The 25,807-nt window shown below is 46.7% G+C and carries 22 protein-coding genes; 11 read left to right on the top strand and 11 right to left on the bottom strand.

All coding sequences use genetic code 11. The features are described from left to right. Position 1 precedes the first annotated feature (1 nt). The 10 genes from BLW60_RS08050 to BLW60_RS08005 form a co-directional block, all read right to left on the bottom strand. On the bottom strand, positions 2-841 hold the full coding sequence (locus BLW60_RS08050) for a sulfide/dihydroorotate dehydrogenase-like FAD/NAD-binding protein (RefSeq protein WP_072947912.1): 840 nt from the start codon (positions 839-841) through the stop codon (positions 2-4). Positions 842-1,170: 329 nt separating this feature from the next. Next, entirely contained in the window at positions 1,171-2,121 is a 951-nt protein-coding gene (locus BLW60_RS08045) for a LysR family transcriptional regulator (RefSeq protein WP_074716159.1), read from the bottom strand. Positions 2,122-2,141: 20 nt separating this feature from the next. Then, positions 2,142-2,816: a sugar O-acetyltransferase gene (locus tag BLW60_RS08040; protein ID WP_074716157.1), complete on the bottom strand. Its 675-nt coding sequence runs from the start codon at positions 2,814-2,816 to the stop codon at positions 2,142-2,144. Positions 2,817-2,834: 18 nt separating this feature from the next. After that, positions 2,835-3,662, bottom strand: a complete 828-nt coding sequence (locus tag BLW60_RS08035; protein WP_074716154.1) for a hypothetical protein — start codon at positions 3,660-3,662, stop codon at positions 2,835-2,837. Positions 3,663-3,702: 40 nt separating this feature from the next. Then, positions 3,703-4,506: a hypothetical protein gene (locus BLW60_RS08030; RefSeq protein WP_074716152.1), complete on the bottom strand. Its 804-nt coding sequence runs from the start codon at positions 4,504-4,506 to the stop codon at positions 3,703-3,705. 312 nt (positions 4,507-4,818) lie between these two features. Next, positions 4,819-6,003 (bottom strand): D-alanine--D-alanine ligase family protein, encoded by a 1,185-nt coding sequence (locus BLW60_RS08025; protein ID WP_074716150.1) that lies wholly within the window; start codon positions 6,001-6,003, stop codon positions 4,819-4,821. 147 nt (positions 6,004-6,150) lie between these two features. Then, positions 6,151-7,803, bottom strand: coding sequence for a Mur ligase family protein (locus BLW60_RS08020; protein ID WP_074716148.1), 1,653 nt, complete (start codon positions 7,801-7,803; stop codon positions 6,151-6,153). Between the two features lie 123 nt (positions 7,804-7,926). Then, a complete protein-coding gene (locus tag BLW60_RS08015; protein WP_074716146.1) occupies positions 7,927-8,697 on the bottom strand; it encodes an alpha/beta fold hydrolase in 771 nt (256 codons plus the stop codon). A gap of 357 nt (positions 8,698-9,054) precedes the next feature. Beyond that, on the bottom strand, positions 9,055-9,750 hold the full coding sequence (locus BLW60_RS08010) for a zf-HC2 domain-containing protein (protein WP_074716144.1): 696 nt from the start codon (positions 9,748-9,750) through the stop codon (positions 9,055-9,057). 90 nt (positions 9,751-9,840) lie between these two features. Then, entirely contained in the window at positions 9,841-10,311 is a 471-nt protein-coding gene (locus tag BLW60_RS08005; protein ID WP_074716141.1) for an RNA polymerase sigma factor, read from the bottom strand. A 283-nt stretch (positions 10,312-10,594) separates the two neighbouring features. On the opposite strand from BLW60_RS08005, the gene BLW60_RS08000 reads away from it, so the two are divergent. The 9 genes from BLW60_RS08000 to BLW60_RS07960 all read left to right on the top strand — a co-directional run bounded on the left by BLW60_RS08000 (position 10,595) and on the right by BLW60_RS07960 (position 19,854). Continuing rightward, positions 10,595-13,567, top strand: coding sequence for an acyl-CoA dehydratase activase (locus tag BLW60_RS08000; protein WP_074716138.1), 2,973 nt, complete (start codon positions 10,595-10,597; stop codon positions 13,565-13,567). Between the two features lie 34 nt (positions 13,568-13,601). Beyond that, positions 13,602-14,831, top strand: a complete 1,230-nt coding sequence (locus tag BLW60_RS07995) for a 2-hydroxyacyl-CoA dehydratase (RefSeq protein ID WP_074716136.1) — start codon at positions 13,602-13,604, stop codon at positions 14,829-14,831. Positions 14,832-14,852: 21 nt separating this feature from the next. Next, positions 14,853-15,716: a phosphatidylserine decarboxylase gene (locus BLW60_RS07990; RefSeq protein ID WP_074716134.1), complete on the top strand. Its 864-nt coding sequence runs from the start codon at positions 14,853-14,855 to the stop codon at positions 15,714-15,716. Between the two features lies 1 nt (position 15,717). Continuing rightward, complete coding sequence (locus tag BLW60_RS07985; RefSeq protein ID WP_074716132.1) at positions 15,718-16,359, top strand: hypothetical protein; 642 nt, start codon at positions 15,718-15,720, stop codon at positions 16,357-16,359. 91 nt (positions 16,360-16,450) lie between these two features. Next, a complete protein-coding gene (gene ylxM / locus BLW60_RS07980; RefSeq protein ID WP_074716130.1) occupies positions 16,451-16,786 on the top strand; it encodes a YlxM family DNA-binding protein in 336 nt (111 codons plus the stop codon). 27 nt (positions 16,787-16,813) lie between these two features. Next, complete coding sequence (ffh, locus tag BLW60_RS07975) at positions 16,814-18,196, top strand: signal recognition particle protein (protein ID WP_074716128.1); 1,383 nt, start codon at positions 16,814-16,816, stop codon at positions 18,194-18,196. A gap of 64 nt (positions 18,197-18,260) precedes the next feature. Continuing rightward, complete coding sequence (gene rpsP / locus BLW60_RS07970; protein ID WP_074716125.1) at positions 18,261-18,503, top strand: 30S ribosomal protein S16; 243 nt, start codon at positions 18,261-18,263, stop codon at positions 18,501-18,503. 72 nt (positions 18,504-18,575) lie between these two features. Then, entirely contained in the window at positions 18,576-18,809 is a 234-nt protein-coding gene (locus BLW60_RS07965; RefSeq protein ID WP_024861192.1) for a KH domain-containing protein, read from the top strand. Between the two features lie 109 nt (positions 18,810-18,918). Further along, positions 18,919-19,854, top strand: coding sequence for a DUF805 domain-containing protein (locus BLW60_RS07960; protein ID WP_074716123.1), 936 nt, complete (start codon positions 18,919-18,921; stop codon positions 19,852-19,854). A 158-nt stretch (positions 19,855-20,012) separates the two neighbouring features. Here the strand turns inward: BLW60_RS07960 and BLW60_RS07955 are convergent, their stop codons facing one another. After that, on the bottom strand, positions 20,013-23,528 hold the full coding sequence (locus tag BLW60_RS07955) for a dockerin type I repeat-containing protein (protein WP_139283385.1): 3,516 nt from the start codon (positions 23,526-23,528) through the stop codon (positions 20,013-20,015). Between the two features lie 313 nt (positions 23,529-23,841). Between BLW60_RS07955 and BLW60_RS07950 the strand changes: the two genes are divergently transcribed. Then, positions 23,842-24,555 (top strand): hypothetical protein, encoded by a 714-nt coding sequence (locus tag BLW60_RS07950; RefSeq protein WP_074716119.1) that lies wholly within the window; start codon positions 23,842-23,844, stop codon positions 24,553-24,555. A 303-nt stretch (positions 24,556-24,858) separates the two neighbouring features. Beyond that, positions 24,859-25,695, top strand: a complete 837-nt coding sequence (locus tag BLW60_RS07945; RefSeq protein WP_074716117.1) for a hypothetical protein — start codon at positions 24,859-24,861, stop codon at positions 25,693-25,695. Positions 25,696-25,807 lie beyond the last annotated feature (112 nt).

Below are 25,807 nucleotides of genomic sequence, written 5' to 3'. Positions count from 1 at the left end.
TTTACTTTACCTCCTTGAACAGATTGCAGGCTTCTTCGTAGGCATGACGCTCGAAAGGCTTGTACATAGCACCTCTTGCCATAGCCTCATCGAAGTCGATGAGATGACCGTCGAATTCGGGACCGTCAACGCAGGCAAACTTTGTCTGACCGCCAACAGTAAGACGACAGCCGCCGCACATACCTGTACCGTCTATCATAATAGGGTTCATGGAAGCAACAGTAGGTATCTCGTATTCTTTTGTAAGACGACAGACGAACTTCATCATGATGAGAGGACCGATAGTGATAACTCTGTCATACTTCTCACCGCTTTCGATGAGCTTTTTGAGAGCATCTGTAACAAGTCCCTTTTCGCCTGCTGTACCGTCATCGCTCATAAGTACGAACTTAGAGCTTGAAGCCTTGAATTCATCTTCAAGGATAACAAGGTCTTTATTTCTGAAACCAACTATAGAATGTACCTCAACGCCCAGCTCGTGGAGCTTCTTTGCAACAGGGTAAGCGATAGCACAGCCAACGCCGCCGCCTACAACGGCTACCTTTTTAAGTCCCTCTGTCTCAGTAGCTCTGCCGAGAGGACCAACGAAGTCCTGAAGGCAGTCGCCCTCGTTAAGGTGATTGAGTTTTTCTGTTGTAGCTCCTACTATCTGGAAAATGATGGTAACAGAGCCCTTTTCACGGTCGAAATCCGCGATTGTAAGCGGTATACGCTCTCCGTCAGCATCAGTTCTGAGAATGATGAACTGACCGGGTTCAGCCTTTCTTGCTACCTTGGGAGCGTTGATCCTCATAAGAGTAACGGTGGGATTGAGAGTTCTTTTTTCAAGAATTTCAAACATTGTCCTAACCTTCCTTGCTTTAGATTTGCAGTACAGGAAATTTCCGTGATATCCCCATTGACCTCATCAGATACAGGTACTGCACGATATATTCAATATTATATCACACAAAACTATGTTGTACAAATATAACAGTAGAATATCGGTATTCCGATATCGATATTCTTGTAACGAAATAAACCTTGACAATTGCTTGACAAAGCCTTGTAAAGGGCGGAAATGAATGGAAAAAAGAGAAAAGGCGGCAAAAAGCCGCCCTTGTGTTTTGTTGTTTTTACAGTTTTTGTCTATTCCTGTACGGAATATTCATATTCCATATGCTATATGCCTTATTTATACTCGGCAAAGGCACTTTCGTTTCTTACCTCATACAGGCGGTTTACCAGCTTCAGCTCGTTATCCGAGAGCTTATGTCCCGATGTATAGATGAGCATATCCTTGAAGCTGTTGTCGGGGAAAGCGCATTTTCTCTGGACAAGCCCATATTTTCCGCAGAGGCTTGCAGGCATGGGAGAGTCCAGCATGAAAGCCTGTGGCACAGTGAGCAGGAAGTCGAGAGCACTTCCGCGGTCGTACATACAGACCTTTCTCACGGGTACATCGGCAGGACGGTTTGAAGCATAGAGCTTCTCCACAGCTCCCGAAACATAGGGAACAGCGTCATCGCCCTGTCCAAGCTCTGTGTAGTTGCAGGACAGATCGGAATAGGTTATCACATCAGCACCTGCGGCAGGGTGTTCGGCTGACATTACAGCCAGCATCTCGAACTCCCAGAGGAGCTTGCCGTCTAAGTTTTTCTCGGCGAGGAAGTCTGTGAAGTACTTCTCGTGAGCGGTATTATAGCGTATAACGCCGAAATCATAGCCGTTTTCGCGGACATTCTCGATAGTTCTCAGCGAATTCGTCTCGCAGAAGAATACTTCCATATCCTCGGGTGTATCAAGGGAAGCGATATACTCCGAGAAAGCCTTTGAGATATAGCCCGTTCTCGGCACGGATATGCGCAGACGGCTGTTTTTTGGCTTGTCAGGGGAGTGTATAGCCTCCATATTGTCTATCTGTATGAGTATCTGCTTTGCGTAATCGAGGAATTTAAGCCCCTGATCCGTAGGGATAACGCCCTTTGAGGTACGGCGGAAGATAGTGATGCCGAGGGTGCTTTCCAGTTCTTTTATAGCCTTGCTCAGATTAGGCTGAGCCATGTAGAGATTTTCAGCAGCCTGTGTTATAGAGCGCGTTTTTTCGATCTCAACAGCGTATTTGAAGTGCAGAGTGTTCATGGTTCAGTCGTCCTTTCGTATTATTTATCGTCAGTGCTGCTCACAAGCTTGACCTCGATGTGTCTGCGCTTGGGAGGCTCGGTTTTTGCGGGAGTCTTGAATTTTGTTTCTGCTCTCTCAGGCGGTATCTCGGAAGGTCTTGACTCTATAGGCTTTATTGGCTTGCAGGGATTTCCTGCGGCAATGCAGTTTGCAGGGATATCCTCTATGACAACGCTTCCTGCGCCGATGACTGTATTATCGCCTATGGTAACTCCGCCGAGGACGGTAACACCGCCGCCTATCCATACATTGTTTCCGACATTTATGGGCTTTGCGGACTCAAGTCCCTGATTTCTCGTATCAGCGTCAATAGGGTGGTCTGCGGTATAGAAGCCGCAGTTGGGACCGACAAAGACATTATCGCCGAAGGTGACTTCTGCACAGTCAAGGATAACGAGATTATGGTTTGCGTAGAAATTACTGCCCAGTATGATGTTATAGCCGTAGTCGCAGAAGAAATTCGGCTCTATCGTGGCATTTTCGCTTTTCAGCGGAAGAAGTCTTGCGAGGACGCGTTCGCGCTTCTGATAATCGTTGTATTCGATAGAGTTGTACTCAGAGCAAAGCTTCTTGGCTTTTATCCTCTCGTTTACAAGATCGGGAGAACCTGCGCAGTAAAGCTCTCCTGCCTGCTGTTTTTCTTTTTCGGTCATTTTAAACCCTCCTTAATTTTAAATTATATTATTGTTAACTAAGTATTTGACGAGTAATGCTCCCCAGATAGGAGACGTGAACAATAAAAGGAAAAACATTGTTTTTAGATAGCTTTTCAGCTTGTAGGCATTCCGTCTGAAAAGATAGGGTGAATAGTACCTTTCAGGCTCATCCGGATCAATATATACCTTAAGAACAGGCTGGTCATTGAAAAATGATACCAGGCTTTCGTGGTCTGCGAAACGGTAGCTTTCGCCCTCGTAATAGTATTTGTATACAGGATTGCTGTAATGAGCTTCGGTATTCTGTGACGGATCGACAGCATAGAAGGAAAGGGTGTCACCTTCCACGTGTACAGGGCAGGTGCAGTGTCTTTTCCTGCTCGATACAGCCAGAACATTTATCACAAGAAAAATCAGCCTGCCGATGATTATTGCCGCAACAGCCAGTGCAAACAGTGTCAATATAATATTTGCACTGCTCATATCCGCCGAGCCTCTGCTGCCCTTGTTTTTTATGCTTGACAATGTGACAGCCACAGTCATGGAGCACACCAGCAATCCGATAATAAGGAAAGGCAGACGGTTCCATGCGTTGTTTTCGACTACTTTTCTGTTATGTCTGATAGTCCCCGAGCTGTCAAGCCCTGCCATTACGAAAGAAGCTCCGAACAAGAACATACATAAAGGCAGACAAATGAAGGCACAGATCATCATTACGGCGAACATAGAGAGGTAAACATAGAAAGGGAAAGTTATTTTAAATCCCTTTTCAGCGGGTACAGGTTTGTATATGTCATCGGCACTTATTTTTTCCGCCAATGGCAGTATATTCAGCTTTTTCATTTTTTCCCCCCATTATCACATAAGTCAGCGGTATATTTTATCATTTGAAAAGCAGCACTACCAGCAAGGGAATTGAAAAGACGAACATATACCCTAAAAACTGAAGGAATTCTATAAGGTTCTCACCGTTATCTGCAAAGAGATTGGGAGAATAATAACGATCGGGCTTTTCGGGATCTACGTATACCAGAGATGAGTCTGTAGGCGAAAAGAAATACAGATCCCTTGAATGGTCCGTGAAGCGATAGCCTATTCCCTCATAGTAGTATTTGTATACGGGAACATGGCACTTGTATTCGGTATCCGATGCAGTGACTGTACAGTCCGCAGCTGCTATGTCGGGCTCGATGTGTACAAGTGTACCGCAGTGTTCTCGCCTGCTGCGCAGGGCAAGCTCGACAGTCACAAGCATGATAAGTCTCGATATTCCCAATACTGCAAAAGCAATGAGAAACAGTTTCAGCATCAACATGAAATACGCTCTGGTCATGTCGGTATTGGCGCTTCTTGAGGGCTCTTCCGATATTAATATGAATATACCCGTTAATATGAAGAAAATACCCATGAATAATAGGGGGAGCCTTGTCCATATCATTTTCTCTGCTGTTGTGCCTTTTTTGTTCTTTCCTGTTTTGCCGTCTATACCTGCAACAATGAACAGTATACCGAATGCGATAATGCCGATGACAGGATCGGTATAACAGGCGATAAATGATATAACAGCTAAGACGGTATATACTGCCGAGGGTATTTTTACAGACGGCAGCTTTCTTTCGGTCGGTGCAGAGTAAAGGTTGTCGGCAGTTATTTTTTCTGCCAGCGGTAATATATGCAGCTTTTTCATTTTATCCCCCCTGTTAAACAGTACATTAATGAAGTATAAAAGGAAGAAACAGAGCCAATGGAAATAAGATAGCATTGCCAGCCAAATCACAGATTTGGGGCACTGCTTATTTGGCAGTCCGCAAGTGAGTAGTGAGTAGAGAGTAGTGAGTAGTATTGTAGGGAACGGTGGATTTAATTCGGAATTAAAAGTGCCGTAAGCGATGTACGAGTAAGGACGTTGATAAGAGTAAGCGAGTTTACGAGCGACAACGTGGCAAGCGGTCGAGCTGGCTCAGCTCGCAATGGGGTTAGGGTGCAGCGTCACGCTGCCTTAGCGTTTGCTGCCCTTTGAACCGAAGCTTCCGCCCATTGAAAGGATATTTGTATCGAAGGTATAGCTTATCTTCTCGCCCTGTCTGTAGCGTTTGAGAGCAAGCTGGATAAGTCTTTCGAGGAGCTCGGTATACTTCACGCCCTTTGGCTCCCAGAGATAGAATGCAAGAGAGCCCGGGATAGTGTTTATCTCATTTATGTAGACCTTATCTGTAGCCATATCTATCATGAAGTCGATACGTGTAACGCCGTTGAGACCAAGATAGCGGAATGCGTCAACTGCGGTCTTTCTGATGAATTCGTCCTGCTCGGGTGTGATATCAGCAGGTATCTTTCTTTTCAGGGTAGCCATACCCTTGCTGCCGCCCTTGCCGCCGCCTACGTACTTCTGGTCGTAGCTGAGGATATCATCGCCGCTTGCCTGTACAGGCTCTTCACATACGGAAGCTTCTGCGGACTCGCTGTCGCCTGCTACGGCGCAGTTTATCTCCTTGAGCTGTACTACGCATGGCTCGATGAGGATACGGTCAGCGAACTCGAAAGCCTCTTCGATAGACTTGATAAGGCTGTCTCTGTCCTTGCCCTTTGAGATACCAACGCTTGAACCGAGGTTGATAGGCTTAACGATAACAGGATAGCCGAACTTTTTCTCGACTGTCTCCACCATTCTGTCCATGTCGTTTATCTCGTATGAGGAGAAACGGCAGCAGTCAAGTACAGGGAAGCCTGCGTCTTTAAGGAGTATCTTCATTACGAATTTGTCCATGCCGATAGCAGAAGCCAGTACGTCACAGCCTACATAAGGCAGGTCGAGAGTCTGGAGATATCCCTGCAATGCGCCGTCCTCAACGTTTGTACCGTGAACGATAGGGAATGCAACGTCGATATCGGAAATGACATTAGTGCCGAACTTCTTCATTTTCTGGCGGATAAGCTGCACCTTGCCCTCGCTTCTTACGAAAACGCACTCGGTACACTCTTTGAGGAGTGCAGGTATATCCTTGAAGCTGTTGATGTCCATGAGCTTTTCGCCTGTCCAGAATTCGCTCTTCTTTGTCATATAGACAGGGATAATGTTGTATTTTTCCTTGTTTATGCTTGCCATAGCCTGAACAGCAGAGATAACTGATACCTCATGTTCAACGCTTCTTCCGCCGAAAAGAACTGCAAGATTGATCTTCATTGTAATTACTCCTTTTATTTGAGCCCTTAGCCGTTAGCCATTAGCTCTTAGTAGGGGAACCCGCCCTCGGGCTCCCGTTGGTTATATAATGTGTTTCGCGGGACGCCGAGGGCGGCGTCCCCTACTAACAGCCAATAGCTAATGGCTTTAATAGTTGTCGGGCAGGTCGTTTTCAAGAAGGACTATTTTCTTCTTGTCGGTCTGATATGCATTTACGTGGGTGAGAGCCTCGCCCAGACTGTCCGCAACGAAAACGTTGTCCATATCGTAGCCTGCGTCCTTGATACCGTTATATATAGGCACTGTCTGAGCCTTGCCCACAAGAACTATATGGTCACAAGCCTTTGCAGCTTCCTGACCAAACTCGAAATTCAGCTCCTCCTGCTTTGCGCCAAGCTCTACCATACCCGGAGTTACCAGTATACGGCAGGCATCGAAAAGACCGAGGACATTGAGAGCTGCACGGCAGCCGTTGGGATTTGAGTTGTATGCGTCGTCGATAAAGGTCATATTTCCGCCCTTGTCGAGAAGCTGTAATCTGTGTGGTACTGCGGCTATACGCTTAACGGGGAGCGTCAGCTTTTCAAGTGATATGCCCGTACCGTGTGCGTAGGCGATAGCTCCGAGGACGTTCTGAACATTGTGCTCGCCCAGAAGCTTCATTGAGAAACGCTGTGTCTCGCCGTTCGGAGCAGTTACCGTGAACTCAGTACCTCTGTCGGATACGGATATATCAGTTGCGCGGTAGTGGCTGCCCTCGGAAAGTCCGTAAAGCACAGCATTGGGGTACTCGGGAGCTTTCTTTCGGATAAGCTCGTTGTCGCCGTTGAGGTATATCTTACCGCCCTTTGCCTTTACATGGTCGGCAAGCTCGAACTTGGTATTAACTACATTCTCGATAGAGCCGAAGGTCTCTAAATGCTGAGGACCTACGGAAGTGATTATGCCGTCGTGGGGATCGGCAATGCCGCAGAGCTCCTTAATTTCGTGAACTCGTCTTGCACCCATTTCACAGATGAAGTATTCGTGAGTAGGCTTCAAGTCGCGGCGTATGGTTATGGTAACTCCCATAGGAGTATTGAAGCTCTCGGGAGTTTTCAGCGTGTTGTACTGTGAATTGAGAAGCTCGTCAAGGTAGAACTTCATGCTTGTTTTGCCGTAGCTTCCTGTGATACCGACCTTGTGAAGTGTGGGACACTCGGAGAGTATGCGCTTTGCGTCGTTGATGTACCAGTTCTGTACTGCCTTTTCTATGGGCTTATTGATAAGATTGGACAGCGGAACCAGTATAGGTGTGAGATACAGTGCCGAGCCCACAAGTATATATGGCAGAGCCGATATGAACCAGCGTTTTTCCATAGAGTCATAGGTGAAGTCTGTGTGAGCTTCGTTCCATATACGGCAGATATAGACCGTAGTCTCTCCCTTTAAAACAGCTATTACGTAGAATACTGCGATGAGTATGCCGCAGGTTATCATCATGCGCTTCATACGGGCTGTGTACACAAGTGGCTTCTTGAACTTCTTGCCCGGCTTGTTTGTAAGGGCTATTATTGCATTGAAGAAGCACAGCACTATGACGAGAGCCGTCCTCAGACCGCCGTGGAGCGGTATAAGCAGGAACTGCGCACACAGCAGCACCGCAGGGAGTATATACCTGTTTTTGTTTTTCTTCATCCAGCGTGAGTGCTCGGGGGTCTTGTAGCCGTTGAGCTGGAGCATATGGAACTCCCTCAGCCCGAGAAAAACAGCAGCAGTCAGCGAAATGACCGCATATATTATCCATAAAACCAAATTCATACTATTCTCCTTGTAATGAAGTTGAGAGTTGAAAGTGGAGAGTTGAGAGTTGCGGTGTCTGCTTCGCAGACTTATCTGAAAAAGCCTATTAACTCTCAATTCTCAACTCTAAACTCTCAACTATTATTCTATTTTGAGGAACGAGCACATCACGCGGTTGAATGTGAACTGCTGTTCGAGGAAGGAATAATGTCCTGCATTTTCCAGCTTTACAAGACCTGCATCGGGTATGAGCTTCTCCATTTTCTCGCCGTCGGACAGGGGAGTAGCCGTATCGTTCACGCCCCATACGAGCAGTGTGGGAGCTTTGATATTGGGCAGATATGGCTCTAAGTCCTCGTTGACTACCTTGACCATTACCTGACGCATCATGGGTGAAGCGGCGGCGTAGTCCGCACTGCCCATTTTCTTGCGGAAGTTCTCAAGCGCATCGGGGAAGAGCTTCTTGACTATGCCCCATGAGAGGACAGCCTTGCCCATTTTGTAATAACGCTGACGCCATGTCTTTTTACCCGACTTTGGCGGCATGATACCTGCGCTGTCCACGAGAATGACCTTAGTCACCTTGAAAGGCAGGTCATCACGGCTGTGCATCTTTATAATGACACGTCCGCCGAAGCTGTGACCGAGAAGCATTACTTCCTTTGTGCCGTAGTCTTTGAGGAAGTCGATGACGAACTGCACATATGAGCTCACGTCCCATACTTCCTTAGGCTCTTCGCTCTTTCCGAAGCCCGGCATATCCATAGCAACTACCTTGTACTTCTTAGAGAGGAGCTCTATCATGTTGGCGAAAAGGGTGATATTGCTGCCCCAGCCGTGAAGCAGTACGATAAGGTCGCCCTCGCCCTTTTCCTCGTAGTTTATCTTTAAACCGTTAACTGTCTTTATCAATTCTATTATCTCCAGATCGTTATTAATTGAGAATGGAGAATGTAGAATTGAGAATGAATGTGTTCGCGTACTTAATAGCAGAACAACTCTCAACTCTCAACTCTCAACTCTCAACTTTATATCATATACGGCATACAGCCGCAAATATACATATATAATCTATTATATCACCTGCACTATTTTATGTCAACAACTTTTTAGCCTTTAGCCTGTAGCCTGTAGGGGACGTTCTCGCCTGTCGGCTCGGTCGGTGCTTCTGCCTCTGGCAGAGGTGTCCCCCGGACACCCGCACCGTCCTCGACGTCCGGTGTATGCCGAACGATGCAAAAAGGACGGCATAAAGCCGTCCGAAAGAGGTCATTGTTCTTTTTCTTTTGTGTCGAGGTAGAGCTGCCAGAGGTCGATAACAACATCTTTGTCACGACAGTGGATAGTGAGGGTGCTGCCCTCTTTTACGTCAGGGAATCCGTGGACTAAGACATTAGGGCGATCGCCACGGTCGTCAAACGGAAGCTTGAAAGTTGGATATATCTCCATTGACAGTTTGTAATTTGTCATATCTGAGAAATCCCCGAAATCCCTGTGCTCAACATATCTTGCGTTGCTGCAGTCCGGCATAATGCGGACTATAAGTTCTTCGCGCGAGTCGATTTCGGCAGCGTCTGGTATTCCGTCATTGTTGCTATCGGTAATGTCAGCTTTATCACTCCAGCTATATGTGTTCACATTCGTGATTTCGGCTGTATAGTGGAGCTTATCAGAGCTAATGGGTATAACTCCCACAAACAGGAAAACAAATGCGGCTGCAAGCACTGCAAGTGTGCCGATGATAGCGGCGATTATTTTCAGCTTTATGCGTTTTTTCACCTTTTTCAGTGGTTTTATGTCCTTATTAGGGATATTTATATCATCTTCCTTTTTGTTCATGCTCTCATAGACTGCCTTGCACTCCTCACAGTCATGGAGATGCTTTTCTATTTCTTCGTTGCTGTCCTGAGATGTTAGCTTGTCGCAGTACAGCGGCAAAAGGTCTTTCACGATATTGCATTTCATAAGATCAACTCCTTTTTCGTGTAGGGGCTGATGCCTGCATCAGCCCGTTATTTTTATCATGACACGACGGGGCAATGTGGGTATCGCCCCCTACATAAGTTTCTGCTTGGCGCGATAGTAGGTCACTCGCGCCCATGTCTCTGTCTTGCCGAATATCTCACCTATCTCGCGGAAGCTCAGCTCCTGTGACGCGCGGAGCAGTATTATTTCCTTTTCCGTTTCGGGCAGGGAATGTATCTTTTTCAGAAGGCGCAGCCGTCCGTCGGAACTTTCCGCTTTCTCGTCGGGACGGGGAGCGGTATCCTCTATTAGCTTACTTATCTCCTCGGTCTTGTGTTTTCTGCGCTTGCGGAGCTCCTCGAGCCAGGCGTTTCGGGCGATACTGCAAAGCCACGTATAAACGGAGCACTCGCCCTTGTATTTCTTCAGGGAGCGGATAGCGCGGTAAAAGGTCTCCTGAGTGAGCTCCTCGGCAGTATCGGAGTTTCCGCACAGAGTCATCAGATAAAGGAACACCTTTCTGCCGTTTTCTTTGTAGTATTTTTCCATATCCGACGACATCGCGCCGCCTCCTCTCCTTGAACGTTCACTTATTAGTTGCATTAAAAGCACATTCGTTACAGAAAAAAACTAATTTTTTCAAATTGACATTGAAAATCTTTCGTGCTATACTTGATAAGTATCGAATATACGCTAATTATATCATACTCTACATACATCTTCAACCGCTACGCAGAACAACCGCGAAAAATGCACTTTACATTTATATATAAAAATGGTATAATAATAAGATAGCGGCGGAGCGCAGGTTTCCGCCATATGATTACTTCTACTGAGGTGTAAAATGTCAAATAAATATTCACTGGGCATTGATGTGGGTTCGACCACAGTAAAAACGGTCATAACGGACGCTGACAACAACATAATCTACTCGAAATACCAGCGTCATCTTTCCAAAGTAAAGGAAACTGTTACAGATCAGCTTAAAATAATACAGGCGGACTATCCCGATGAGGAATTCACAGTCTGCATCACAGGCTCGGCAGGTCTCGGACTTGCCAATTCTGCGGATATACCTTTCGTTCAGGAAGTCCATGCGGCTTTCCTTGCAGTTAAGGAGAAACAGCCCGATGCCGATGCAGTTATCGAGCTTGGCGGCGAGGACGCAAAGATAATCTTCCTTACAGGCGGAGTCGAGCAGCGTATGAACGGTACCTGTGCAGGCGGTACAGGTGCATTCATCGACCAGATGGCAACACTTCTCGGCATTACAGCCGATGAGCTTGACGAGCTTTCTCTCCACGCGCAGAAGATACACCCTATAGCTTCACGCTGCGGAGTATTCGCAAAGTCCGATATACAGCCGCTTCTCAATCAGGGAGCAAGGCGCGAGGACGTTGCCGCAAGTATCTTTCAGGCAGTTGTCGACCAGACCGTTTCGGGACTGGCTCAGGGACGCACTATCGAGGGAAAAGTCCTTTTCCTCGGCGGTCCGCTGTTCTTCTTAAAGGGACTGAAAAAGGCTTTCGTAAGGACTCTCGGGCTCGATGAGGAACACGCTGTATTTCCGCAGGAAGCTCCCGTATTCGTGGCTTACGGCTGCGCACTGTATGCAGCTAAGGCTGCGGAAGCGTACAAGATAGGCGATATGATCGAAAAGATACGCACTGCAAAGGCTTCTGACGCTATCGTTACAGGTGAACCCCTTTTCCGTTCACACTCAGAGTATGACGAGTTCATCGACCGCCACAAGAAGTTCGACCTCGGATATGCCGATATACGTACATATAAGGGCGATGCTTATCTCGGTATCGACGCAGGCTCTACCACTACGAAGCTTGTACTCATAACCGATGACGGACGTATGCTCTACAATCATTACTCCTCAAATCAGGGACAGCCTCTCGACAAGATAGCCGACCAGCTCAGACGCATATATTCGGCTATGAACCCCGAGATAACCATAAAGGGCTCGGCAGTTACGGGTTACGGCGAGGACCTTATAAAGGCAGGTCTTTCCGTTGACCACGGCATAGTTGAGACAGTTGCCCACTTCAAGGCTGCTGCATATTTCTGCCCCGATGTTGATTTCATCATTGATATCGGCGGACAGGACATCAAGTGCTTCAAGATAAAGAACAAGAGCATCGACAGCATCATGCTCAACGAGGCTTGTTCCTCGGGCTGCGGCTCTTTCATACAGACCTTTGCAATGGCTCTCGGCTACGATATCTCCGAGTTCTCTCAGTTGGGACTTTTCGCGGAGCACCCTGTTGACCTTGGCTCGCGCTGTACCGTATTCATGAATAGCTCGGTAAAACAGGCGCAGAAGGACGGTGCTACCGTTGAGGATATCTCCGCAGGACTTTCATCGTCTATCATCAAGAACGCCATTTACAAGGTAATACGTGCAAATTCTCCCGATGATCTCGGCAAAAACATCGTAGTACAGGGCGGTACATTCCTCAATGACGCAGTTCTCCGATCATTCGAGAAAGAGCTTGGCAGAAACGTTATCCGTCCTGCTATTTCGGGACTTATGGGAGCATTCGGCTGCGCACTCTACGCAAAGGAGAGAGCAAGCGGCGAGACTTCAAAGCTTATCTCTGCCGATGAGCTCGAAAACTTCACATACGAGTCACGTTCGGCTAACTGCGGCGGCTGTACCGCACACTGTCAGCTGAATATCATCAACTTCGGCAAGGGCAGACGCTTCATCTCGGGCAACCGCTGTGAAAAGGGCGGCGGTATCGCCAACAGGAACACAGTCCCCAATCTTTACGAGTTCAAGTATGACAGTATACTCAATACCGTAAAGACTCACCAGCCAAAGCGTTTCCGCGGCACAGTGGGACTTCCCCTTGCACTGGGCTTTTACGAGCAGCTGCCCTTCTGGCATATGCTGTTCACTACTCTCGGTTTCAGGACTGTTATCTCCGATGAGAGCTCCCGTGATATGTACTATCTCGGTCAGCACACTATCCCCTCGGATACGGTATGCTATCCTGCAAAGCTCACTCACGGACACATCGAAAACCTTCTTGACAAGGGTGTGGATTTCATATTCTATCCCTGCATGAGCTATAACCTTGACGAGGGCGGCAGCGATAACCACTTCAACTGCCCTGTCGTAGCCTACTATCCCGAGCTTCTCCTTGCAAACAACCCAAGACTCAACAATAAGAACTTCGTTCACCCATACCTTGACCTGAACATCAGAAAGAACGTCATAAAGGTGCTGGGACAGGTGCTGGGCAGGTACAACGTCAAGGGAAAGATATCCGAGGCAGTGGATAAGGCTTACGAAGCCCTTGAAAAGTATCATAACTCAGTTACGCGCAAGGCACTGGAGATAATAGATCAGGCAAGAGCCGAGGGACGCAAGATAATCGTCATCGCAGGCAGACCTTACCATATCGACAAGGAGATAAACCACGGCATACACAAGCTGGTATCAAGTCTCGGTATGGCTGTGATAACCGAGGACAGCGTTGCAGGTCTTGCAAGTACACCGAAGCTTGGGGTACTCAATCAGTGGACTTATCATTCGAGACTTTACCGTGCAGCCAAGTACGTTACCACACAGCCCGATATGCAGCTCATACAGCTGGTATCATTCGGCTGCGGAATTGACGCGGTTACAGGCGATGAGGTGAGACATATCCTCGAAAGCCGCGGTAAGCTCTATACACAGCTTAAAATAGACGAGATAAACAATCTCGGTGCGGCAAGGATAAGACTGAGAAGCCTTGTTGCCGCTATGGAGCAGGCAGAGCAGAAGCCTGCCAAAAAGCCCGAGGCACAGCCTGTAGCATAAGCTTAGGCTATGAAGATGATATATGGAGGTTTTTATGCCTGAATATGCAAGATTTACCGAGGATATGATAAAAACTCACACTATCCTCGTTCCCGATATGCTGCCCATACACTTCAAGATGCTCATTGCTATCTTTGAAGCAAAGGGCTATAAGCTGGAGCTGCTGAGGAACGACTCCCGTTCAGTTGTCGATGAGGGACTGAAAAACGTCCACAATGACGCCTGCTATCCTGCTCTCCTCGTTATAGGACAGTTCATGGACGCGCTGAAAAGCGGCAGGTACGATCCCGACAAGACAGCTCTCCTCATCACTCAGACAGGCGGCGGCTGCCGTGCATCGAACTATATCCACCTGCTGAGAAAGGCAGTTGCAAAGAACTATCCTCAGATACCCGTTGTATCACTTAATTTCAGCGGACTTGAAAAGGACAGCGCATTCAGGATAACCGCGCCTATGTTCATGCAGATGCTTTATGCAGTCCTTTACGGCGACCTGCTCATGACCTGCTATAACAAGTGCAGAGCCTATGAGATAAACAAGGGCGAGTCCAAGAAGATGCTGGATAAATGGCACAGGAGACTCTGCAATATCTTCCGCAAGGGCAGTAAGATGTTCCTGAAAACAAAGAAGATATACAGGGATATACTCGATGATTTCGCATCAATACAGCTCAGCGGCGAGAAAAAGATAAGAGTTGGCATAGTCGGCGAGATATACGTAAAATATTCGCCCCTTGCCAACAACCACCTTGAGGACTTCCTCATATCCGAGGGCTGCGAGCCTGTAGTTCCGTCACTTCTGGAATTCGTCATGTACTGCGCTGTTGCAAACTTCAACAATGCAAAGATATACGACCACCCCACAAAGAGCTCGGTTTTCAATAAGATAGGCTATAAGCTCATCTACGCAAAGCAGAAGGAGCTCATAAACGTTATGAAGGAGCAGGGCAGCTTTGAGCCTCTCCACGATTTCGAGCACCTGAGAAGGCTTGCCGACAAGTACATAAATCAGGGCGTAGTCATGGGCGAGGGCTGGCTCATTCCTGCGGAAATGGCTGCACTTGCAAAGTCGGGCGTTGAGAATATCATCTGCACTCAGCCCTTCGGCTGTCTGCCAAACCATATCGTTGCAAAGGGTATGTCAAGAGCTATCAAGGAGGACAACCCAAATGCAAATATCGTAGCCATAGACTATGATCCGGGAGCTACAAGAGTAAATCAGGAAAACAGAATAAAACTCATGCTTGCAAATGCCCGCCTTTGAGACTGAGCAAGGAGCTGTAACATGATAAAAACACGAAACGGCGATATTATCGTCACCAATGAAAAACAGAACAAGCTGCTGAAAAAGCTTTACGGCTGCTCACTTGGACGAGTTGCGCTGAAAACTCTCACCGCTCCCTGCGTATCCAAAGCGGCAGGAGCGTTCATGGACTCAAGAGCTTCAAAGCTTCTCATAAAGCCATTCATCAAAAGAAGCGGCATTGATACCTCACAGTATGTGATGTGTGATTTCCGCTCGTATAACGACTTCTTCACCCGTCTTGTAAAGCCCGATAAGCGTCCTGTGGACTATATTCCCAAGCATCTTATAAGCCCCTGCGACTCAAAGCTTACGGCGCATAAGATATCGAAGAACAGCATATTCCGCATAAAGGGTTCGCGCTACAGAGTAAGCGACCTTTTGCAGAACGACTTCCTCGCAAAGCGTTTCTGCGGCGGATACTGCCTTATATTCCGTCTCGAAGTGGACGATTACCACCGCTACTGCTATATCGACAATGGCACAAAGACCGATAATACCTTTATCGCAGGCGAGCTTCACACCGTAAACCCCATAGCTCTCGAACGCTACAACATCTACAAGCGCAACTGCCGCGAGTACACAGTGCTCCATACCGAGAATTTCGGCGATGTTGTGCAGATAGAGGTGGGAGCTATGATGGTGGGACGCATAGTCAACAACCACGGAGAAGCAAGCTTCGTCAGAGGCGAGGAAAAGGGCAGATTTGAGTTCGGCGGCTCTACTATAGTAATGCTCTTCGGCAGGGACAGTATCAGCGTTGACCATGATATACTGTGCAATTCCGCCGAGGGTATAGAGACTGTGGTAAAGCTTGGAGAAAAAATAGGAAAGGCAGGAGAATGACATGAAGAGATTACCGTTACTGCTTCTTGCAGGCGCGATGCTTTTTTCTCTGACAAGCTGTCTTGAGGACGAAAACAAGCCCGATATCCCTTTCGAGGTAGCACCAACTGTCGAGCCTCATACCGCTCCTGCGGGAACATTCGACGTTGATGCCGTAAGAAGTATGATAAACATTAAGGGACAGCATTTTGACCTGCCCCTGCCTATAGTCAAGCTTGGCAAGGACTGGGAGTTCAAATACTACGACAGGAAGGACTACGGACTCAAAGAGGGAAGCGGCTATGCTACACTATATTATAATGGTGTGGAAATGGGCACGGTATCTCTCGAAAACTGCTATACGGGCAGGGAGAAGGACAGCGTTATGTACAGTATCGCCATAAAGACCAGCGACTGCGATATATACGGCATAACTCCACAGATATCAACTATAGCCGATGTCGAGTACCTTGTAGGTCAGCCTGAGTCTGAGGACATGGTAGAAAAGCCGTATACCCATATATACCACTACGGTATCACCCTCGGCGAGGACGCTCACGGCATTGCCCGCGGTCATAATATCGCGGTATCCTTTGACGAGCAGGGCATAGTGGATTTCGTAAGCATTACCTATTCCGACCTTACTCAGCAGACACAGCAATAAAATTATTTCATTTACCCCTTGACAAAGTATGTGATATGTAGTATAATGTGTAAAGTGATTTTGTATTACACCTAAGAGAGGTGCGGCAAAAATGGCTAAGGAACTTAAATTTGTAATGCTTCTTGACTGTTACGGCGACCTGCTCACAGAGCACCAGCGCAGTATCATGGAGCTTTATTACTGCGAGGACCTTTCCCTTGCGGAGATAGGTCAGCCCCTTGATATTACGAGACAGGCTGTGCGCAGTATCATAAAACGCACCGAGGATATACTCCTCAACTATGAGGAAAAGCTTGGTTTTGCCGAAAGGCTCGGCAAAATGCGTGAATGCTTCGGACGCATACAGTCCGCCGCAGAGCATATCACAGACGAAGATGCAAGAAATACCATACTCTCCGAGACCGCAAAGGTAACGGAGCTGTTATAAATATACTAAGACAGAAGGAGGCTCGACATGGCATTCGAGGGACTTTCAGAAAAACTGAATACCGTCTTTAAAAAGCTCAAATCAAGAGGAAAGCTCAGCGAGTCTGATGTTAAAGAGGCTATGCGTGAGGTGCGTCTTGCACTTCTCGAAGCTGATGTCAGCTACAAGGTCGTTAAGGACTTTGTAAAGAGCGTTACAGAACGTGCTGTCGGAGAAGAAGTGCTGTCAAGCCTTACTCCTGCACAGCAGGTAATAAAGATAGTTAACGAAGAGCTGGTATCCCTTATGGGCAACAGCAATTCACGTATAAATATGGCATCAAAGCCGCCTACGGTCATCATGATGTGCGGACTTCAGGGTTCGGGTAAAACTACCCACGCCGCCAAGCTGGCTAAGCTTTTAAAGAAAGAGGGACACCGTCCGCTTCTGGCTGCCTGCGATATCTACCGTCCTGCCGCTATCAATCAGTTACAGGTAGTCGGCGCAAAGGCTGATGTCAAGGTATTTGAAATGGGACAGACTGATCCCGTTGTTATCGCTAAGAAGGCACTTGCCTATGCTAAGGACTACGGTCACGATATCCTTATCATAGATACAGCAGGTCGTCTCCATATAGATGAAGCTCTCATGGAAGAGCTTGTAAATATCAAGAGCGAAACTCAGCCCGATGAGATCATGCTGGTAGTTGACGCTATGACAGGTCAGGACGCTGTAAACGTTGCCAAGGCTTTCGATGATGCTGTTGGTATCACAGGTGTTCTCATGTCAAAGCTTGACTCTGATACAAGAGGCGGTGCGGCACTGTCTGTACTCTCTGTAACAGGTAAGCCGATCAAGTTCGTTGGTATGGGCGAAAAGCTTGACGATTTCGAGCAGTTCCACCCTGAGCGTATGGCTTCGAGAATACTGGGCATGGGCGATGTTCTTACCCTTATCGAAAAGGCTGAGAACGTTATGTCCCAGAAGGACGCTGAAAAGCTCACCAAGAAGTTCAAGGAGAACAAGTTCGATATGGACGATCTTCTCGACCAGATGAAGTCTATCAAGCGTATGGGCTCAATGAAGTCTATACTGGGTATGCTCCCGGGCGTCGGCGACAAGATCAAGGAAGCCGATATCGACGAGAGCCAGCTTGGCAGGATCGAGGCTATGATAACCTCAATGACCAAGGCTGAAAGAGCTAAGCCTTCTATCATAAACCCGTCACGCAAAAAGCGTATCGCAAAGGGCTCGGGTACAAAGGTCGAGGACGTAAACAGACTTCTCAAGCAGTTTGACCAGATGCAGTCCATTATGAAGCAGTTTACAGGCAAAAACGGCAAGATGTCACTGCGTAAGGCAAGAAAGAACCTTGCAGGCATGAACTTCGACAAGTATACAGGCAAGGGCGGCGGAAATCTGCCTTTCTAAAGCTTTCAATGCGGTCTCCCGCCGCTTGAATATATCATTATCAATCATACGGAGGTGAATTCAAATGGCAGTAAAGATCAGACTCAGAAGAATGGGTGCTAAGAAGGCTCCTTTCTATCGTGTAGTAGTTGCTGATTCAAGATACCCAAGAGACGGTCGTTTCATCGAAGAGATCGGTTTCTATGATCCTACAAAGGAGCCATCAGTTGTTAATATCGACGCTGATAAGGCTAAGAGCTGGATCGCTAATGGTGCTCAGCCTACTGATACAGTAAAGGAACTCCTCAAGAAAGAGGGCGTTCTTTGATCTAAAGCTTAATGGAAGAGGAGAGGCGTAAGGTCTCTGCCTCTGTCCCAGAGCTTGAACGGAGGTTTTACTATGAAAGATTTACTTTATGCTATCGCAGCAGGCCTCGTAGAAGACAAGTCCGCTATCAATATTACCGAAGATGCTCCTGATGAAGAGGGCGTTATCGTATTCCACCTTAACGTTGCTCCTGATGATATGGGCAGAGTTATCGGTAAGCAGGGCAGGATCGCAAAGGCACTCCGTACAATAATGCGCGCTGGCGCAGCTAAAAAGGACCAGAAGGTCTCTGTTACGATCGAATAAGTATGATAAGCTCCCCATTCGGGAGCTTTTTTGTTTTATACGCGGGGATATTGACAAAAAAGGCAATTTTTGATAGAATAAAATCATCATATATCAAGGGGGTATCGCTATGAGATGTAAATACTGTAATTACGAGAATAAACCCGGGGACAAGTACTGCGAGAACTGCGGCGCGAGCCTCGAAAACAATACGGGAATGAACGATATATCTTCTGTTCCTGTGCCGCCGCCTGCAAATCAGGGAGCAAATGCTCAGTCAACAGGCGCTAATAACGCTCCGCAGGCAGGAAACGGCTCTCAGGGCTATAACGGACAGCCTAACCCGTACGGACAGCCAAACGGTTATCAGGGCTATAACGGACAGCCTAACCCGTACGGTCAGCCAAACGGTTATCAGGGCTATAACGGACAGCCTAACCCGTACGGTCAGCCGAACGGCTATCAGGGTTATAATGGTCAGCCTAATCCGTACGGACAGCCAAACCCATATGGACAGCCTAATATGTACGGTCAGCCGCCTTTCGGCTATGATCCCATGTACTTCAATACTACTGACGAAAGTCCGAAGTATGTTGAATTCGGTGAAGCGGTATCGCTGTTTTTCAAGAACTACTTAAACTTCAAAGGACGCTCGACCCGAAGTGAATTCTGGTATGCTTTCCTGTTTACCTTCCTTGTGTGGCTTGGAGTAGTCTTTATGAGTATTTTTATGAGTAGGACTGCTTCAAATATTTTAACTTATGCTGTTGATGCGGCACTGTTTGTGCCTAATCTTGCCATTGAAGTAAGGAGACTGCATGATGCAGGGAAATCAGGCTGGTGGGTAGTAGGTTCTATACTGGCAACGCTGCTTATGGTTTATTCAACCATAGCAGGGCTTGTTGCAGGCTTAGGCGGCAATATTGAAGCTGGCAACGCGCTTATCGGACTTGGCTATCTGATAGCATTTCCTATATGCATCGTGCTTATCATATTCTGGTGCAGACCGAGCGTGGGCGCAAATAAATGGGGACTCCCTCCAAGACCTACAGGCTTCCGCAGGTGATTTAGCCCTTAGCCGTTAGCCTTTAGCCGCCCGTGCCTTACGGTGCAAATAACAAGATACCATGTGTAGGGGAGCCCGCCCACGGGCTCCCGTTACTTTACATTATATGTAAACCAAAGAAGCTCCGCAAATGCGGAGCTTCTTTTTGTATATTCGGTTTATTCTGCTGCGGACTGAACTGAGAATTTCTCCCCGTCCTTGACGGTGATATAGTAGAAATTATCCGAGTTTTCTGCAATGTAGACAAGGTCGCTGCCCTGTATTTTCAGGTAATTGACTTTTTTTGAAATACCCTCTGTCATTATAACAGTATCATCTGTTACTTTCCATGTTCCTGCACCCTTGTAGCTGCTCAGAACGCCCTCATAGTATCCGTAAGTACCGTCGGCATTAAAGGTGATAGTGAAATCGCTTCCCACGCCTTCTTTTTCGTATACATAGGTCTTGTCAGCAATGACTGCTCTATACGGACTTACAGCTTTCGCATCGAGCGATGCAGTAAATTTAGTGCGTTCCACCTGAGCTATATAAATTTTGCCAAGCTCAACACGCCTGTCGCCGTCAATAGCCTCTACAAGTACCTCGATATCCAAGCGTTCGGGACTGAAATTAAACTCGTAATCATAGGACATATATTTTTCAAGAGGCTCCCATATCACCATACCGCTTTTGCCTACTTCACAGGTCTTTCCGAGGATTTTATATTTACCTGTGCTGCTGTCGGTATTTTCAACAACAAAACCGCCTTCGGCAGCTGTCAGAGCTATGGGGTAGTCCTTAGAGTCGAATTCAAGGGATATGCCTATACCCTGATAGGCTTTGTTTTTTAAATAATCGTTGTCTATAGTTACGATATCGCTGAGCTTCGGAAACGGCTGACTGCTTGCGGAAGTATTAGGCTTTTGCAGAGTAACAAAGACTGCGCTCTCACTGCTGTTGGGATTTTTGCTGACAACGAGAGTGCCCAGATCAACGCTCTTGCCGCTGTCGTCACCTGTTACCTTTATCTTTGCTTCATAGCCGATAGGGATACTTATATCATCGGGCACCCAGCTTACAGAGCCGCTTTTGCCTACCTCGTAAGTCGAACCTACTTCGTTAACTGTGCCTATGCCGCCGCTTTTATAGGTGAATGTCTTGAAAGTACCCTTGTCAGCAGTCAGAGTTATCGGGTATTTTTCGGACTTAAACTCAAACCACACGCCTATTCCGTCAAGGGAGCTGAGTACAGGGGAGTAGCTGCTCGCCATTGGCTCATAAGGCTTCAATTCGACGTATTCGCTTCCCTTTTGAGGTATGACAGTGCTTAATTTGATAACGGGAGCTTCGTTCTCTGTGATACCGAGGAGCTTCTTCTGTATAGCCAATGCATCATTGACAGTCAGACCGTCACCGTTCATATCGGCGTTGAGCTTGCCCAATGCAGTGATACCTTGGTATTCCTCTGCTTTTTCGCCGTATCTATCAGGATTTGCAAGAGCCTGCATAATGAATACAACATCTGCCATATCCACCTGTCCATCGCAGTTAGAATCGCCTTTTATCAATCCTGCATCTTCCGAAACTACTTTAACATCATGTACTCCGCCGAATTGTCCGGGATATGTGTCAAGAGTTTCGGTATAACCAAATGTAAGCTTCATTCCCAGAACAGGATCAATATCACTGTCTATATCTTTTTTATACAGGAACATCAGATCCCTAAAAAAACGCGAACCATCAACACTTACTATTACATAAGTGTCGTATATATACTGAACCGTGAATGTTCTCAGATTTGTGTTTTCATTTGTCTCGCCTGTATCATTTCCGGAGTCTGTTGTTCCGCCGTAAGCAGTATTCGTGTTCAGATTAAAACCGTCCAGATACGGATCTAACTGGAGATAATTCAGTGCAGTGGTTATCTTTTTTATCTGAGTTTCCTCGTCGCTGTACATAGAAACAAAGTTATAATGGAAATATCTCCTGTAAACATATTCGCCCTTTTCGTTTTTCTCAGTGCGTATCTCAGCGTGTGAAAATAATAAAGATATCTCGTCACGGGGCAGTTTTGTAGCAAAATCAAGATAATTCGCCTGTACAGTGTTGTAGTCATCATATTTCAGCAATTCCGCAGCGCTTGAAGCTTCGTTGAGGACTTCTGTTCCGTCCTTTGTAACATAACGGGCATCGGGTTTAAGGATCACCGTAAAGGTATTGTCTTTGAGCGCAGCAGCAACTTCTTCTTTAGTCCATACGCCGTAGCCCTTATCCTCAGTAAGTCCCTTTTTGGCAAACAGAGCCTTCAGCTCGTTCTTTGTCATAGAGCCTATCTCATTGAAGTAATACTGCTTGCTTTCCAGAAAAGCTTTAACATCGTCTGTCCGTATGTCTATCTCTTCACACCCATTTATCTGGTCATTGCGGTAAAGAGTTATTTTTTCGGGAGATTTCCCCTTGCTTTCACCCATTACACGAAGAGTGTAACCGTCCTCAAGCTCAAACCTCCACTCAGTATAACCGTGACCTGACTCCTGACCGCTGTATATCATGAAATCCGACCAGTCAAGGGCATTGCCTTTCTTGGAAAGAGTGATAACATCGTCAAGTGTCATTTTCGTTTCGGCTGTATCGAGCTCGGAAGCATGGTAAAAATCCGAAGCCCATGCCATAAACTCGTCAATATCGTCCTTGCGTATATCAATGCGGTTCTCATAGCCGTCTTTGTACAGCTCCACAACAGCAGGTTCTTCGGGGGGATTACCCTCAACAAGCAGGAAAAATCCGCCGCCGAGGTCGTAATTGCAGACATGAGTATACATACCTATGCCGTGCCAGTCGCCTGCATACGGCTCAAAATCCGACCATGTTATCTTATCGCCCTTTTTGGAAAGCGGTATAACCTCTGACAGAGTGAGCTGCTTGGTGCCTTTAGATATAGTCAGACCGTTAAGCTCGCTGCTGTCAGCTTTTTTAGCGCAGTAAGCAAAAACTCCTTCACCGTTAATGTACTTCTTTAACAGCACATCACCGATGACAGTAGGCTTCATCATATAGTGCTTATTATCGCTCTCGGAAACATACTCTATCTTGAAAGCACCTGTGCTCCTGTCATCGAGGACTGTATAGGGAAGTCGCAGACTGCCGCTCAATATCGCTTCATCGGTCAGTGTGACAGCGGAGTCCTCAGAGCCGTAAAAAGTGACAGGTATGTACTTGTCATCTGTGACCTTGCAGCCGTCGCAAATCTCATGCCATACGATGCCCTTGCTATCCTTTCCGCAGGTAAGGCTGCCCTGTATAAAGAACGTAACAGAGCCTTTGTCAGCCTTTACGGTCATGGTCTTTTCGAGGACGGCTTCATCAAGCAGAACTATGATATCCTTGTCTCCTGCATCAATGGTAAGGTCTTTGCCGAGACTTTTTACAGTGCAGCTGCTGCTCACCGTATCGGAAGTATAGTTTTTGTCGATAATAAGCTTTGCAGTATCAGCTTCGGCAGTCGCGCTTATATCGCCGAGTTTAGAATAATAATCAACGTAAACGCCGTCAGACTGCTCACCCGAGATAAGGCTGCTGCCTGCTTCCTGAAGTCCCTTCAAGCCTTTGACCGAGTTTTCGGCAGTTGCATTATAAGGCACAGCACTTGCAAAGCACATCGCCGCAGTCAGAAACGCCAGTATTTTCCTTTTCATAATATCAGCTCCTCTGCATAAAAAATATCCGTTTATAATAAGTCGTATTTTTTCTGTTTTTGTCTCACTAAAACTGTCAAAAAGTCTATTTACGCTGTTTTCACCTTTATAATAGCATATAAGCAGCTTGAAATCAATACTGTGTCGAATATTTTTGTACGCAAAATGCTTCATTTTCCAAAATCATATATACTAAAATATTTTAATTTCAGAAAATAAAGTTTGTGAAATATTAGCCTTGAATTATGGGCGAAAAATGTGTATCATATAACATATAACGTTTTAAGTGTATCAAAAAGAAAGAGGTAACAATATGAAAAAGAAAATCATCATGTGTATCATAGCTTCCGCAATGATATGCGGCACATTTGCTTCGTGCGGCAAGGACAAGCCTTCCGACAGCAAATCAGATACAAAGACCACAACAGCTGCCACAACTACTGTAACAGAGGCTGCTGAGACAGAAACTACAGCTGCCGAGACTACAGAGGCTGTTACAACAACAGAAGCAGCCGAGACTACTACAGCTGCAAACAATAACGACAATGATGCTGCACAGGAGCATCTCACAGACGCTTCTGCTATCCTCAATAACCTTAATGATATCGACCGCATATTAGGCGGCAGTGTTGATACAGACGCAGATGACAAAAAAGAAGAGGGCACTATAGCTTACGAAAAAGTGACCGAAAGCCGTTTCACTAAAGTCGATGACGTAAAGAAGTATGTTACCGATAATATCTGCGGCACACTCCTTGACAGATACAGCAGCCTTTATGAGGGCAATGCTCCTTACTTCAAGGATTACGACGGCACACTTTACTTCAACAGTGTTCCGAGAGGCGGCGGCTTCTCATTCACAGATGAGCCTGTTATCACAGACGTAACAGATGAGACATTTACAATAACCGTAAAGTTTGACAATTTCGGCGGCGACTCCGAGTTAGTTGTCAAGGCTGTCAAGGATAACGGACTCTGGAAAGCAAGTTCTTTCACTGTTGACGGCGGCGCAGAAAATGCAAGATAATAAGCGAAAAGCTGAGAGTCGTATCAATCCATAATTGCAGCCGTTAGTGCTAAGAACTAAGAATTAAGAGCTAAATAGGGGCGGTGTTCCGACGACCGTGTACACGTAACCGTTATTTATGCCGTCCTCTACAGATTAAGGGCTGAGTGAAAGCGTCTTTTCCACAGCTAAATATACTAAAATAATAACATTTCGGCAAAATGTTCGTTGAAATTTACTCTTGAAAAATGGCTGAAAAATAGGTATCATAGTATTACTTAAAGGAAAACCATAATACTTACCGTTAAAAAGAGGGAATCCAACATGAAAAAACACATTCTTACCGTAGTGCTTATTTCAGGATTGGTATGCAGTTCGTTAGCGTCATGCACTCTCGAAACATATGAAAGCACGACTCCGCGCTCTGCAAACTGGTCTGTCTCAACCCCTACAAACGCACCAAACAACAATGTTCAATCAGTTGATACACCGCAGGCTGCTGTCGATAATAATGTTCAGCAGGTACAGCAGCAACAACAGTCTGCTCCTGCACAGCAGCAGACTCCGCAGGCAGAACAGCCACAGGCACAACAGCAGCAGGAAGCCCCTGCTCAGACACAGCAGGTCAATACTGCACAGCCGCCAAAAGCCGATCCGCCCGAGGTAACAGCTTCACCTGCACAGCAGGCTGCCGCTGCAAATAATTACTCGGAATACGTTCCCGTAGCAAAGAATATAATGCAGTCGCTTGACAGACTCGACAATATCGCAGGCGGATTTTATGTATCTTTAGATCCGAATACTTCGATACAGGACGGCGGTCAGACTTACAGCAAGGTCATTGACAACCGCTTTTCAACTGTCAACGATGTTATAAATTACGTTAATACCATTATCTGCGGCGATCTTATCTATAAATACAGCGGTCTCTACTCAGGGGATTCGCCTACGTTCAAGGAGTTCGGCGGCGAGCTGTACTATCTTAACGAATCAAGGAACTGCGGCTTCGGATATCAGGGTGATCCAACTATAACAAGCGTATCAGGTGGCTCGTTTTCGTTCACTGTGCCTATAGCAACAGGCAGCGGAGTAAAGACATTCTCCGTTAATGCTGTCAACGACGGCGGCACATGGAAAGCCTGCTCATACAGTTACACGTAAAATTAAACACGTATAACTAAGCCCCGAGGTATTGCCTCGGGGCTTCTGTAATATAATGAGACGTCGAGCTTGTATTGTCGGACTCGGGCTGATGTAGGTATCAGCACCTGCT

The organism is Ruminococcus flavefaciens (genome assembly GCF_900108555.1).
GTDB lineage: Bacteria > Bacillota > Clostridia > Oscillospirales > Ruminococcaceae > Ruminococcus > Ruminococcus flavefaciens_P.
Note: the sequence above shows the minus strand (reverse complement) of the source record. Positions and strands in the feature narration are given on the sequence as shown.